The 14,333-nt window shown below is 47.0% G+C and carries 5 protein-coding genes and 1 pseudogene; 1 reads left to right on the top strand and 5 read right to left on the bottom strand.

Annotated elements, in window-relative coordinates; genetic code table 11:
- Positions 1–21: 21 nt before the first annotated feature.
- A pseudogene (locus tag VZ94_RS27945) lies at positions 22–846 on the top strand (exodeoxyribonuclease III).
- Here the strand turns inward: VZ94_RS27945 and VZ94_RS03975 are convergent.
- The 5 genes from VZ94_RS03975 to VZ94_RS22200 are packed head-to-tail and all read right to left on the bottom strand — an operon-like array spanning position 774 to position 14,331.
- Positions 774–3,035 carry an AMP-binding protein gene (locus tag VZ94_RS03975; RefSeq protein WP_052700202.1) on the bottom strand — a complete coding sequence of 754 codons (2,262 nt, stop codon included), beginning with the start codon at positions 3,033–3,035 and terminating at the stop codon, positions 774–776. The pseudogene VZ94_RS27945 and the gene VZ94_RS03975 sit on opposite strands and share 73 nt — an antisense overlap.
- A complete protein-coding gene (locus tag VZ94_RS03970) occupies positions 3,028–4,800 on the bottom strand; it encodes a condensation domain-containing protein (RefSeq protein WP_045778248.1) in 1,773 nt (590 codons plus the stop codon). Before VZ94_RS03970 ends, VZ94_RS03975 begins: the two co-directional genes overlap by 8 nt.
- The gene (locus VZ94_RS32655; RefSeq protein ID WP_109867650.1) at positions 4,784–5,125 is read right to left on the bottom strand and encodes an acyl carrier protein; all 342 of its coding nucleotides are present in this window, start codon (positions 5,123–5,125) and stop codon (positions 4,784–4,786) included. The genes VZ94_RS03970 and VZ94_RS32655 overlap by 17 nt, the downstream gene beginning before the upstream one ends.
- Positions 5,022–10,559, bottom strand: coding sequence for an SDR family NAD(P)-dependent oxidoreductase (locus VZ94_RS03965; protein ID WP_052700201.1), 5,538 nt, complete (start codon positions 10,557–10,559; stop codon positions 5,022–5,024). Before VZ94_RS03965 ends, VZ94_RS32655 begins: the two co-directional genes overlap by 104 nt.
- Complete coding sequence (locus VZ94_RS22200) at positions 10,528–14,331, bottom strand: beta-ketoacyl synthase N-terminal-like domain-containing protein (RefSeq protein WP_052700200.1); 3,804 nt, start codon at positions 14,329–14,331, stop codon at positions 10,528–10,530. Before VZ94_RS22200 ends, VZ94_RS03965 begins: the two co-directional genes overlap by 32 nt.
- Between the last annotated feature and the right edge of the window lie 2 nt (positions 14,332–14,333).

The raw sequence follows: 14,333 nt of genomic DNA, 5'->3' as shown, positions 1-14,333 counted from the left end.
ATTTTCGCAACTTATTTTACTATGCGCATTATTACGTTAAATGCAAACGGCATTCGCTCAGCCGAACGCAAAGGATTTTTTTCTTGGATGTTGGCACAACATGCCGATGTGGTGTGTATTCAAGAAACCAAAGCTCAAATCGACCAACTCAGTGCCGAATGTTTTCATCCCCGTGGTTATCACTGTTTTTATCATGACGCGCACAAAAAAAAGGTTATAGCGGCGTCGCGTTATATTGTTTACAGCAACCTGATGACGTTCAATACGGTATAGGTTGGGATGATTTTGATTATGAAGGTCGTTTTATCGAGGCAAAATTTTGGTAATCTCAGTGTGGTTTCGCTGTATTTACCATCAGGTACGTCAGGCGACGAGCGTCAAGCGATTAAATATCAATATATGGATAGGTTTACGCCGTATTTGCAACAACGCGGGCAATCTGGGCGCGATGTGATTATCTGCGGGGATATTAATATTGCCCATAAAGAAATCGATTTAAAAAACTGGCGTAGCAATCAAAAAAATTCTGGTTTTTTACCTGAAGAACGCGAGTGGTTAACACAGTTGTTTGCCACCGGGCTTTGGTATGACGCGTTTAGATTGGTTAACCAAGATGCTGAGCAATACACGTGGTGGTCTAATCGAGGTCAAGCGTGGGCCAAGAATGTGGGGTGGCGTATTGATTATCATCTGATTAGTGCTTCGTTAAAAGATAAAGTGTTAGCTAGCTCGATTTATAAAGAGCAACGTTTTTTCCGATCATGCGCCACTTATTATCGATTATGCGTTATAGCATTGAGTTTACTGGCGATGATGGCGGTATTGCCTGCCGACATCATCGCATAGTGGTCAGCGTTGATATTGACGATAGTGACATTGCCTGTAATGAGTTCTAGCCAATGATTGTCTAAATGCTGTTCGTTACCAAACAATAGGGCATTGCCGGCATAAGGTTTAGGTTGGTAGGCGTTTAGTAATTGGCAATGGGCTTGATAAACATGGACTTGCTGGGTGAGCTTGCTTTTGCTTAGCGCTTGTACTGGCGAGTCTTTGCTTTTTATTTGGTCGATAAAACAATCGATGCGGTTGTCGCTTAAGATAATGTTTTGCCAATGTTCTAGGCTTAAGTTTACGTTTAATTCTTTGGCGAAATGATGCAAGAGCACTAACTCCGGGTCGTCTTGCGCAGAAAGTAGTTGGTTAATATCAGTATCGATTAATTGCAAGGCCTTAGGTGTGTACGCGTCGATTAACGCCAGCACAGCGACGGTTTCGCCTAGGCTTTGTAGTTGCCTGGCGATTTCATACGCTAATACACCGCCTAATGACCAGCCTAATAAATGATAAGGCCCTTGGGGTTGTTGCCCGCGTATCGCATTTAGGTGAAAGCTGGCAAGTTGCTCAAAACGGGTTGGCAGTGCTTGATTGTTAAGTCCTGGGGATTCTAAGCCAAATACCGGTTGGTGTTTGCCGAGTTGCATAGCGAGTTTGCGATAAGCTAACACATGACCACCCGCTGCGTGTAAGCAAAAGATTGGGCTATATTGGCCTTGGCTTTGTAAGCTGACGATAGGTGTCCAGGCTACAGGTTTGAGTGTATTGAGCTTTTTCGCCATCGCGCTTATGGTCGGTGTTTGCAAGAGTTTGGACAGCGATAATTCAACACCGAAAGTTTGTTGTAAGGCTGTCAGTAAGCGCACGGCTAGCAACGAATGACCACCTAAGTCAAAAAAATCATCATGTATGCTGATTTGAGGCAGGTTGAGTATCTCTTGCCACAGCTCTGCGATACGTTGCTCCATTGCCGTTTGTGGCGCAATAAAAACAGTAGATTCTTGGCGCTTAGCGGCGAGTTGGCTTAAGGCTTGACGGTTGATTTTGCCGCTGCCGGTGCGAGCAATTTCTGTTACTGTGATGAAATTAGTTGGCAGCATGTAGCTAGGTAGCGTTTCAGCTAAGAACGCAGTTAACTCGGTTGCATTAATGTTAAATCCTGGTTTGACGACACAATAGGCGCTGAGTTGGTGAGCCGTATCGAGTAGGACAGCGCTTTCTACGATGCTTGTGTGCTGACTTAATCGGGCTTCGATTTCTGCACACTCTATGCGATAGCCGCGTAATTTGACTTGTTGGTCAGTACGGCCTAAGTACACGATGACGCCGTCTTGACGCCAATGCGCTAAATCGCCGGTTTTATATAACAAGCCATGTTCACATAAGCGGTGCGAGATGAATTTTTCTGCGGTTAGCTCGGGTTGCTGCCAATAGCCTAAAGCCAGACTGTGACCGCCTATGTGCAATTCACCGGCGACGCCAGGCGGAACCGGATTGCCATAAGCATCTAAGATATAAACGGTTTCGCCAGGTAGTGGACGACCAATCGGTAAAAACGCTTTGGTGTCACGTTCGTCTTGCGCATCGCCTAGTTGGTGCAGAGTGCTCGTAATCGTGGTTTCCGTAGGGCCATAGGCGTTTAGCCAACGGATATTGGCGTATGGGCTGTGACGCCAGCGCTCATAAGTATCGCGTTTAAGTGCTTCGCCACCGGTGATAATTAAGCGTAATTTGGGTAATGCCGGTGGTTGGCTGGTTGATAATAATTCATGCCAGAATGCTGGTGGTAAATCCAGCACGCTGACGCTGAGTATATTAAGTTGTTGTAAAAACTGCTGGGCTGAGCCTAAGTCTTCGTCTCGTAAAATAATCGTCGCGCCTGTGATTAAGCCGGGTAGTAGTTGTTCTAATGAGGCATCGACGCTAAATGGTGCAAAATGCAAGATGCGGTCTTGCTCTGTGAGTTGATAATAGTGTTTGACGGTTTGGCAATGCTGACTTAAGGCGGCGTGTGATACGGCCACGGCTTTAGGTTCGCCGGTAGTCCCTGAGGTATACAGCAAATAGGCTACCTGGTCTGGTTGTATAGCCGGAGGGCTTTTGAATAAGTCGGTGTTGATGCCAGAGCGTATCAGGTCTAAGTAGAGCGTTTCGATAGGCGTCGTTAATACATTAGCGGTATCGATACGGCTATCAGTCACTAATAAGCGCGCGCCAGCACGGGTTTATCATGACTTCAATGCGTGCAGCCGGTAAGTCTGGGTCTATCGGTAAATAAATCGCACCGGCTTGAAAGACCGCGAGCAAGCTTATAACGGCTTCAGGTGAGCGGTTAAGGCTGACGGCAACGACATCGCCTGGTTTTACTGTGAGTTTTAGTAATTGGCGTGTTAACTGCCGAACGGCCTGATGTAGCTCTTTATAACTAATAGACTGTTTGCCGGCGATGAGTGCGATACGCTTAGGCGTGTGTTTGGCCTGTTGCTGAAACAGTTCGGGCAGCGTTTGTTCGGTAACGTTTAAGTCATTCGGTTTAGGCGTATGATTCCATTCATTGAGAATTAAACGTTGTTCGACTTGTGTTAATACGTCGTAGTCGCTGAGCGCACGCTCTGGATTTTTCACCAGTTCGGCTAATAGAATGGTGTAATGTTTTAAGAGTGCCAAGACAGAAGATTCATTAAAGATATTCGCATCAAAATCCATGCTTAATTGTAAGCCACCGGCTTGCTCATAAATTTCCAGGCCGAGTGCGTCAGCGCCTTCTTGCCGTATATCAGGATTAAACTCAAGCTCTGGTAACCAGCCATTGTCATGGCCTGGGGCAAAGTTTTGGTAAGCAAATGCCACCTGATACAACGGTGATTGATGTGTTAATGTCCGAACCAGCGCAGGGAATGGATAGGCTGCATGGTCTAAACCGTCGATAACGGTGAGCTGTAGCGCTTTGATTAACTCACTAAACGTTTGTTGTGGCTTAAGCTGAGCGCGTACCACCATCATATTAACAAAATAGCCTAATATCTCGTCATAACGTTTATCGTGGCGTCCTAAGGTAGGCATACCTAAGCCCATATCGGTTTGTCCGGTATAACGGAATAATAAGACAAAAAAGGCGCTTAGTAAGACGTCGGACAGCGAGGTCTTATGTTCGTTGGCGAGCGCTTTTAGCTGGCGCGTTAGCAACGGTGGAACCGATGAATGTACGCTTTGGCCTTTGCTGGTTTTGTTGGCAGTGATTGGATAATCGTAGGCTAAGTCTAGGTGTGGTAGCTCGCTGAGCTGCTGTTGCCAGTACGTTAAATGCGCTTGTCCCTCGGCAGTGATTAGCATCTGTTGTTGGGCATTGACGAAATCATAATAACGGCTTACCGGCTGCGGTAAACTTTGTGGCAGCTCGTCATTAATGAAGGCATGATAAGCATTAACTAGCGCTGATAATAACAGCGCCGAGGAACGACCGTCAGTAATAATATGGTGTAACACCAGTAATACCGTAGTTGGCTGTTGCCGACTCGTCCACACTGTCATTCTAAACAATGACTCTTGCTCCAGATTAAACGTTTGCTTGCTTAACGTTTGTAGCCGTTGTTGTAGGTGTGCTTCGCTGAGTTCGTCGGCATTTTCATGCCTGAAAGCGCTTAGATCAGGGGCGCGAGTGATTTGATACAGTTCGCCTTGCTCTTCGATAATGCGCGTGGTCAAAATAGGGAAGGTGGTTAATAAATACTGATAGCATTGCGCTAAAACAGCTATATCTACCGGTTGTCGCCAGCTAAATGCGATGGGTACATTGTAAGCACTGGATTCAGGATGCATTTTTTGTAATACCCATAAGCCTTTTTGACCTTCTGATAACGGCTGACGTGTGGTTAGGTTATCGACAGCGGCTTGTTCAACAGTCTGCTCTATATCATGGGTTTCATTAACGTCAGGTTGTATTGCTTCGCTAGAGGTGTGCAGCAAGCCTTCGATATAGTCTGCTAACGCGTTTAGCGTGGGGTGCTCTAATAATGCCCGTCCAGGTATTGCGACGCCAATAAAACCACTGACGGCGTTTTAATAATTGCACGGCGGCTATAGAATGAATGCCATAGTCTGCTAGAGGTTTAGCCGGTTGTATTTGCTCGGCCGGAATCAGTAATTCACTGGTTAAATACGAGGTTAAAAATTGGTGAATATCGGTTTCATCGTTCCCACGCTTTGCGTGGGAATGCAGACTGAACTTCTTTGCAGTTCGGGAGGCAAAAACGCGGGTGTAATGCTGGCGTGTTATTGGTTGACAGCTCATTAATCGGCGGGGGTAACGTTAGCCAATAGCATTCTGTGGATAATGGATAAGCCGGTAACGAAGTGAGCAAGCCACGCGGTTCAGCGCGGTAATAGCTTAGCCAAGGCAGCGCCACACCATTCACCCAGTAATACGCCAAGGTTGACCAGTCTTGTTGTTGAAACGCTTGTGCTAAGCGTTCCAAGCCATCGTCAACCGCAATATTTTGTTTAATGGCTGTCGTGTCGTTATGCATATCGCCTATGAATAACGCCTCGGTTTGTCCTGATAAATACGCGTGTAATTGGGCTAATAAATCGTCTTGATTGCTGGCAATAATGGCTAAGCGCAACGTCATGTGCTGACGTGCTGCTTGTAAGGTATAAGCTAAATCGGCCAGATTAACCTTTGTTTTCTGTAAATAAGCGATGAACTGCTGAATAATTGCGCTGAGTTGCGCTTGGGTTTTAGCGGAGAACAGGCACAGTGCGGGGGTATCATCGTTAGCGATTATATGTTCTGGCTTAATGAATTCCTCAACAAGTATGCAGGCATTTGAGCCACCGGCACCAAACGAATTGATTAATACTCGCCTCGGCTCAGTGCCATTAGATGGCCAAGGGCTTGATTGACGCGGCCAATAAAAACACGTATCAGTTAACGCTATCGCAGGGTTAGTGCGAGTCGGTTCAGGAATCGGTGTGATGTGTTGATGTTGCAATTGCAATACAGTTTTAGCCAGTTGGGTAAAGCCCGAAGCCGCTTCAGCATGGCCGATTAGCGCTTTAACTGAGCCTAGCGCGCAAGGTGTCGTTGTATTGGCAAAGACTTTGCGCAACGCGCTGAATTCCAAGGCATCCGCTAAGGCCATGCCATTAGCCGCAGCTTCGACATAGCTTATCGTGTTGGCGGAAACTTGGGCTTTGTCCAAACACGCTTGTATCAGCTCGGCTTGTGCTGCTGGATTAGGTGTGGCAAAGCCTGAGCCTTGTCCCGCATGATTAACGGCAGTGGCTTTAATCACGGCTAATATCTCATCGCCTTCCGCTATGGCCGCTGTTAACGGTTTTAACACGATTGCACCGACCGCTTCCGCTGGAATATAACCATCACCGTCGGCAAAACTGATACTGTCTGCGCGACTCGCCGCTAATTGCGCTTGATTTAAGCCTTGGTATTTATTTGGATGTAACGATAAATTAACGCCACCAACAATAGCTAGCTTGATTTCACCATTCAGCAAGCTGGTACAGGCCATGTGCAAGGCAATACCAGTCGATGAACACATGGTGTCTACTGCGACGCTAGGGCCTTGAAAATTAAAAAAATACGATACACGATTGGCGATAGCGCTAAACGATGATAATAAGCTGCTAGGCTGCTCAGAATCCGCCAGCCAGTCTCGATAATGTTGATACATCGCGCCCACGAAGACACCGACTTGCTGTTGATAACACTGGCTTAAGCGCTCGCCTAATTGGCCGGAACGCTCTAACACTTGCCAAACGGTTTCTAAGAACAGTCGTTCCATAGGGTCTATGTAAGGCGCATCTTTAGGCGTGATATTAAAAAATAACGGGTCGAACGCTGCGACATTATTGATAAAACTACCCCAATGACAACGGGTATGCGCTGTATCGGCTAGCACTTGCCAATCCCAACGGCTGGCGGGTATTTCGGTGATGCTACTCTCGCCATTAAGCAAATGTTGCCAAAATTGTTCTAGCGTGTCGGCATTTGGCAAGTGTCCACCTAAGCCGATAATGGCGATGTCGGCGTTCGTTTGTTCTGTTGCTAATGGCTTAGGTTCGGTGGGCGTAGCTATAGTTGACTTATCCTCCGTGTAGTCGGTTAAACCTAAACCATCGTGTAACGCTTGGCGATATGTGCTAGCCAGATAAGCGCTGACTTGCGCTAAGCTTGGGTATTCAAAGAATAAGGTTTTAGGCAAGCTACCTAAATGGTTTTCCAGTTCATTCGTTAAGCTTAATGCGACCACCGAATTAACGCCGTAACTCTCTAATGGGCTGTGCTCATCAATACGGTGGGCAGGTAGTTTTAACAGCTCGCTGAGCAACGCTTTTAAATAGCTAACTACTTGGCTTTCCAGTGTTTCGGTACTGGGTTTAATAGGCGCTGGGCTTACCGGTTTAGGCGTTGGTGTTACTAACCCTGCGCGTAACTTGGTTAAGTCACCGGCTAATACTAGGGTTTGCGTAAGTGCTGACGCTACTATTTGGTTAAATGCGCGTAAACCTAGTTCCGTGCTAAGCGGTGTTATGCCCGCACTCGTCCACATTTGCCGTTTCACGGTTTCTGGCACGCTCATGCCGCCGTCGGCCCATAACGGCCAATTAATCGTTAACGTGATACCGTGAGGCTTTTGCTCACTGGCTAACGACGCATCTTGGCTGAGTTGGTTACGGTATTGGCAATAAGCATCCATAAAGCCGTTGGCGGCGGCATAATCGGCTTGGCCGGGATTACCAAAAGCTGCCACTGATGAGAATAACACCAGCCAGTCTAAATCTAAGCCACGTGTCGCTAAGTCCAAATTCACTAAGCCTTGCACTTTAGGGGCTAATACGGCGAGTAGAGTTTGCTCTGATTTAGTGATGAAGGCTTGGTCGTGAGTAATGCCAGCGGCGTGAATAATGCCGTTAATCGTTTGGTAGCGTTGTTTTATTTCAGCGATGAACGCGCTTACGGCGGGTTCATCGGCGACATCGAGGGCATGATATTCAAAATGAGTACCTAAATCGGCTAGCGATTTAAAACAAGCGTCATCGTGGTCTAGCGAGCGACGCCCGGTCAATAGCAATACCAGATTAGGACATTGTTTAGCGATGGCTTCGGCGATAATTAAGCCTAAACCGCCAGCGCCACCGGTGATTAAATACACGCCGCCTTGGCGCCACAGCGGGGTGGTATTTGGGATTAATGCTGCTTCTTGCCAGGTTTGTCGTAAGAATTGGTTATTTTGACAGCGGATAAAGCCAGAGTTACTGTGTTGCGCCAGTAACGATACTAAATCGTGTGCCTTAGCCTGTTGCTCTAAAGCGATAAGTTGCGTGGTCAGCCTTGGATTTTCTTGTGAAACCGTTGCTAACAAACCCGCTAGCCCTGCGAAAATCTGTAGTGAGTCTGCATAACCTAAGCCCGGTATTAACACCTGGCATAACAGTTGGCCGTTAGGGTTGTGTTTTAGCAAATTTTGTAACTGAGATGATAATGCAACGACGGTTTGTTGATAGCTTGTTACTAAGTCAGTGCTATCAATCTTTAATTCAATGCTATCGGCAAATTCTGCGATGCCTACGGTGACCAGTAGGCGAGCAGCATAATGTTGCACAGGGCTAGACTCGTTGAGTGCTGTGGCTTGCCATATCGGTGTCAGCAACAGTAAACCATGTTCGCTAAGCATAGGCGTGCTGTCGGGCGTTGTGTTAGCGACGCTTAACCAATGGCGTTCGTTGGCAAACGGATACGTCGGCACATTCAACCGGGTTAAGCGTTTGCCCGAATACAGTTCACGCCAGGCGATAACACCGCCTTGCCGCCAATAATCCGCCAATAAGGCGAGTTCGTGGCTGTTAAACCAAGTGCTGACTTGCTCGTGTGCAACCGTTTCTATGTCATCGTCTATACCGACATAAATACCTTGTATTGGTTGAGCTTGTTCTGGTTGAGCTAGAAAATCGAGTAGTTGTTGGCGTAAGCCGGTTAAATCCTCAGCGATGATGGCTAAGCGTTTAGACATAGCCATACGGCCGGTGCTTAAACTATAAGCGAGATTAGCCAAGGTTAAAGCAGTGTTGTTAGCGTTATTGTCTAACCAAGCCAGTAGGCTTTGCGCATAAGCAGTCCGTTGTGCTTCGGTGTTAGCCGATAACACGATGAGCTGAGGTGTAGCAACGGGTTCGGACGTTACGGTTGGGCTATCGTATTCAGCAATAATGATATGAGCATTAGCACCGCCTGCGCCGAACGACGACAGCCCGGCGATGCGGGTTAAGGTTTCGCCGTTAACAACCGGTTTTTCCCAAGCCGTTAATTGTTGATTGACGATAAACGGCGTTGCAGCAAAATCTATGTTGGGATTTAACGTTTCTGCGTGTAGTGACGGTGCGATTTCATGGTGTTTTAGTTGTAATAACACTTTGGTTAATCCAGCAATACCGGCGGCGGATTCACAATGCCCGATATTGGATTTAGCAGAGCCAATACGGCAAGAGCCGGTAACGCCGTCTTGTTGAAACGCTTTTGTTAACCCGGTGATTTCAATAGGATCGCCTAATTGCGTACCGGTACCATGCGCTTCGATATAACTTATCGCATCGGCTTTAACGTGCGCTTGTCGCATGGCTTGCCGAATCACAGCGGTTTGTGCTTTAGGATTGGGCACGCTATAGCCATTGGTTTTACCGCCGTGATTCAGTGCCGAGCCTTTAATCACGCCATAAATGTTATCGCCATCGCGTTCAGCCTCGGCTAAGCGTTTTAACACGACCACGCCTACGCCTTCACCGGGTATATAACCATCGCCGCCAACGCCGAAGCTTTGGCATTGACCTAAGCTTGAGATGAACTGGCCTCGGCTTAGCATGGAATATTTATTTGGATGCACGCTAACATTAACCCCACCGGCAATGGCTAAGTCGGTACGCCCCTGAGCTAAATCCTGACACGCTAGATGAATCGCTGTTAACGAGCTAGAACACATGGTATCCACTGTTAAACTTGGGCCGTGTAAGTTCAAAAAATACGATACACGATTAGCGATACTGGCATAGCTAGCGCTAGCGACGGTATCCGGTTGGTTTATGCTCAGCAATTGATATTCGCTATACATGACACCGGCATAAACGCCAACTTGTGCCGGTAGCTCAGGTTGCAAGGTATTAACCAGTTGTTGTAAATCGCTTGGCGTATAGCCTGCATCTTCTAGTGCTAACCAGGCGTGTTGTAAAAACAGACGTTCTTGCGGGTCTATGGCTTCGGCTTCGCGTGGCGAGATATTAAAAAACAGCGCATCAAATTGGTCTACGCCGTCAATAAACCCCCCCCATTTACTGTAGTGACCGTGATGCTGACTGCGGTCAGCGTTGTAAAACTGCTGCCAAGCCCAGCGTTCTGGCGGTATTTCGCTAATACAGTTACGCCCGTTGCGTAAGTTTTGCCAATACTCGTTAACGTCTAGCGCTTTGGGGTAACGACCGGCTAAGCCTATGATAGCAATGTCTAAACAGCCGCTGTGTGGCGTATTGACGGGTATAGGCGCGGGTTGGGGTAATGTGCTAACTGCTTGTGTTTTATCAACGGGTTTAAGCGCAGGTAGGCTAGGCGGCGTGTTAAGCAAGGTTTGAAAGCGCGCGCGATGTTGGCTTAATAAATAATCGGTCAGTTCGGCTAAGGTTTGGTATTCAAAAAATAAGGTTTTCGATAAACGTGCCAAAATAGCCTTCCAGGATCCGGGTTAACTCAACAATCATGATGGAGTCTATGCCGTATTTTTCTAACGGCGCATCGGCTTTAATGCGCTCAGGCGTTTGCTTAATAGTGGCAGCGAGTAGGTTAATTAGCCATTGTTGCGCTTGCTGTTGTACAGAGCTTGCCGGTTGGCTTACTGGTGCAGGTTTAATCGCCGTTATGTCTACTTTTGCCTTGTCCGGCGAGCGGGCTAGTAAACCGCGTAAACGAATACAGACCACGCCGTGGTTATCGCAAATATCAATGTCTAGCTGTTTGATTTTGGCATTGATAGAGGCAGGTTGATAACGTAACCAAGCCCAGGCTTGCTCAGGACACGCGTTGAGCAGTGTTAATTCGGTTAAGGCAAACGGTAACGCAACCGAGGCTGATGCAGTGTTAGTCATGAATGCAAAACCAATACCGGCTTGCAAGGCTGAATCGACTAAACCATGCGGTAGTTGCCAGGTTTTGGCATCGTTTGGGTTGGCTTGTAGCCTCGCCAGTACCCAGTCTTGAGCTAAATAAAGCGTGGTAATGGCTTGATGCGATGCACCATAGACCATACCAAACTCATTAAAACGCTGATAACAAGCCGCACCGGGTAACTCGTGTTGTGCTTGGCTAATTAAGGTCTCAAGCTGTATCGGCTCAATAGCGGGTGTTTCAGTTAATAATTTAATTCGGCCTTGGCTGTGTATGATAGGTTCTGAGGTTTTAGAGCTGATGCTATAACCAAAACCACCGCTGATGATGTTTTGAATTTCGGTGAATAACGGTTCTTGGCTAGAAGTCGCGATATACGGGCTTAACCAGGTAATATTACTAAACTGCACAATACCTTGGCTTATTGCTTGATCGGCTAAGGCTAAGTTAAGCGCGGTTAATGCCATTTGTGGATAGACCACGCCGGGTAATACGGCCTGACCATTAATACGATGATCGCGTAAAAAGGTTTCTTGACCGGTTAATACGGTTTTATAACTATGGCGTTTAAGCGTAGATACATTTTCATGCAGTAGTTCATGCAGCTTAGTTTGGCTAACGACCGGTAGCGGCGTGGTTGAACCGGTGCTAAACCAATAGCTATCGCGCACGAAAGGATAGGTCGGTATACGAACCCGATTAGGTTTATGAGTCGGATAAAGTAATTGCCAATCAATGTTTAAACCTTTACTCCATAAATTTAACAGTTGGTCGAATTTTTTGCGTATTAACCATTTTTGCAGTGCTTCTTGTAACTCGTCATCGCTGCTAAATGTCGCCAGTAGTTCTTTATTGGCTTTGGCATAGCCGGTATAAATGCCGCTGCTGACGGTTTCGTTATGGATTTCGTTGTGGATATAAGTGGTCAGTTTATCGGCAATGTCGGTCAATGAACGCGCATAAAAGCCTAGGCGATAATCCAAAGCGGCGCGCCCGATTTGTAGCGAGTACGCCATATCAATTAGCGATAAACGAGCTTGGATGGGTTTATGCTGAAGGTTGTCCGGTGCGATTAAAGCTAATAGCTCAGCGAGTGTATTGGTTTTATCAAACGTGTACGCTGAAAGCGGTTGTTCTAACACCTGTTCTAAACGAGTTCTTAACAGGTTTTTCTGTACATTATCTAAACCTAATTCGGCAAAACTATCGGTTAAAGCAATATCACCGGTGTCAACTTGCAACAGTTCAGCGACGCAGTGCTTAATGGATTGCGTGAGCGTGTCGGTATCGGTATTGGTAGCTTCAAGTTGTTGTTGCTGCTGAATAAAGGCTAGCCAGCGCTGGGCATAGGCTTTTAGCGACGCTTCGGATTTCGCCGATAACACGAATACAATATCTTGACCGTCATCAGGCGTGGGCGTGGCTTCTGGATAGTCTTCTAAGACGATATGCGCGTTCACGCCGCCAAAACCAAACGAACTAATGCCCGCACGTCTAGGTTGGTTAAGGTCTGGCAGCCAAGGGCGGTTTTCAGTGACTAGATAAAACGGCGTATCGGTTAAGCGAATATACGGGTTAACTGGCTCGGCATGTAACGTTTTAACTAAGGTTTTATGTTTTATTTGTAATAAGACTTTTATAACGCCAGCGACACCGGCGGCTAATTCTAAATGTCCGATATTGGTTTTCACCGAGCCCAGACCACAATAGCCGCTACGGTTTTCTGGGCTAGAACCGGTTAACTCGCTAAATGCGGATTTTAACGCGCTGACTTCGATAGGGTCGCCTAACTCAGTACCGGTGCCGTGCGCTTCGATATAGCTAATGCTATCGACTGATACGCCGGCGCGTTGATACGCATCTTTTAATAACGCCGTTTGCGCTTTAGGGTTAGGCGCTGTTAATGAATTAGCGCGTCCGCCGTGATTTTCTGCACTGCTTTTAATCACTGCATAAATAGGGTCGCCTGCGGTTTCGGCATCGGCAAGCTTTTTTAACACCAACATGCCCACACCTTCGCCGCGTACATAGCCATTAGCGTGTTGCGAAAAGGTTTTGCAACGTCCGTCCGGCGATAACATACCGGCTTTGTTAAAACTAATATGGGTTTCCGGCGTTAAGATGAGATTAATGCCGCCGACAATGGCTAAATCGCAATCGCCTTGTTTGAGTGCTAATACCGCTCTATGTATTGCGACTAATGAACTAGAACACGCCGTTTCTATCGGTTCGCTAGGGCCGTGCAAATCTAAAAAATAACTCATGCGGTTAGGACCGACCGAACCAACGACTCCCGTAGCGCTGTAACCATCAATATCGACATGATGTTTTGCCATTAAATCGCCATAACCGCTAGACGCTGTAGCGATAAATAACGCAGTTTGGCTACCGGCTAAGGCTTGCGCCGAATAGCCAGCATCTTCTAATGCTAACCAGACATATTCCATTAATAAACGTTGTTGCGGGTCCATAATGCGGGCTTCGCGCGGCGAAATGCCAAAAAATTCCGCATCGAATTGCTCAACGCCATCAATAAAACCGCCCCATTTGGCGTTCGTCTTATTCGATTCCGTTTTGGGGTCGCCAAAAATACTCACGCCAATCCCAACGTGAGGCAGGATTTCGCTAATACAATCCCGGCCTTGGTATAAATTCTGCCAAAATTCGTCTAAGTCTTGCGCCATAGGAAAACGGCCGCTCATGCCGATAATGGCAATATCGGCGGCAGTTGTTTGAGTCTCAGGTTGCCTAGCACGGCTAGGCGTGGGATTGACTACCTGTTTAGGTTGCGGTGGTAAAGACGGGGTAGGGCGTGTAATAGGCTGCGCTGGCGTGATACCTAATTGACTGGTTAAGCGCTCGCTATAATGTTGGCTTAAATACTGGGCAAGCTGTTTAACCGAGGTTTGCTCAAAAAAGACAGTCGGTGCTAAGTCTAGTTGATAACGCTGATTAAGTTGATTGGCTAGCTCAGTAAATGAAATCGAATCATAGCCATATTCACTGATGTCGGTATCGGGGTCTAAGTCGGCTAACTCGAACTTCATCATTGTTGCGATTTGTGCGAGTAACACGTTAATTAATTTATCGCTTAACACGTTATGGTTAGGTTCTGGCGGATTGTTCATAGTCATAAGCGCTTGGGGGTGAGCGGTTGGGGCAGGCGTTAATAACTGCGAGCATATACGCTCAGCGTCGCCGAATAATACTAAGTATAGCCAACCCGGTTGATTTAACAGCGTGCTAAGCGCTGATAAACCGGCTGAACTTGGCAATGGCAGCATTCCAGTATTCGTTTGCATCAGTTTGACGGCGGCTTTAGGCATTTGCATAC

This window comes from Methylocucumis oryzae (genome assembly GCF_000963695.1).
Lineage (GTDB): Bacteria > Pseudomonadota > Gammaproteobacteria > Methylococcales > Methylomonadaceae > Methylovulum > Methylovulum oryzae.
Note: the sequence above shows the minus strand (reverse complement) of the source record. Positions and strands in the feature narration are given on the sequence as shown.

What these genes read in the sequence shown, in the direction of transcription:
- VZ94_RS32655 (WP_109867650.1), bottom strand. Translation starts at nt 5,125, where the DNA reads ATGAGCTGTCAACCAATAACACGCCAGCATTACACCCGCGTTTTTGCC.
- VZ94_RS22200 (WP_052700200.1), bottom strand. Translation starts at nt 14,331, where the DNA reads ATGCAAATGCCTAAAGCCGCCGTCAAACTGATGCAAACGAATACTGGA.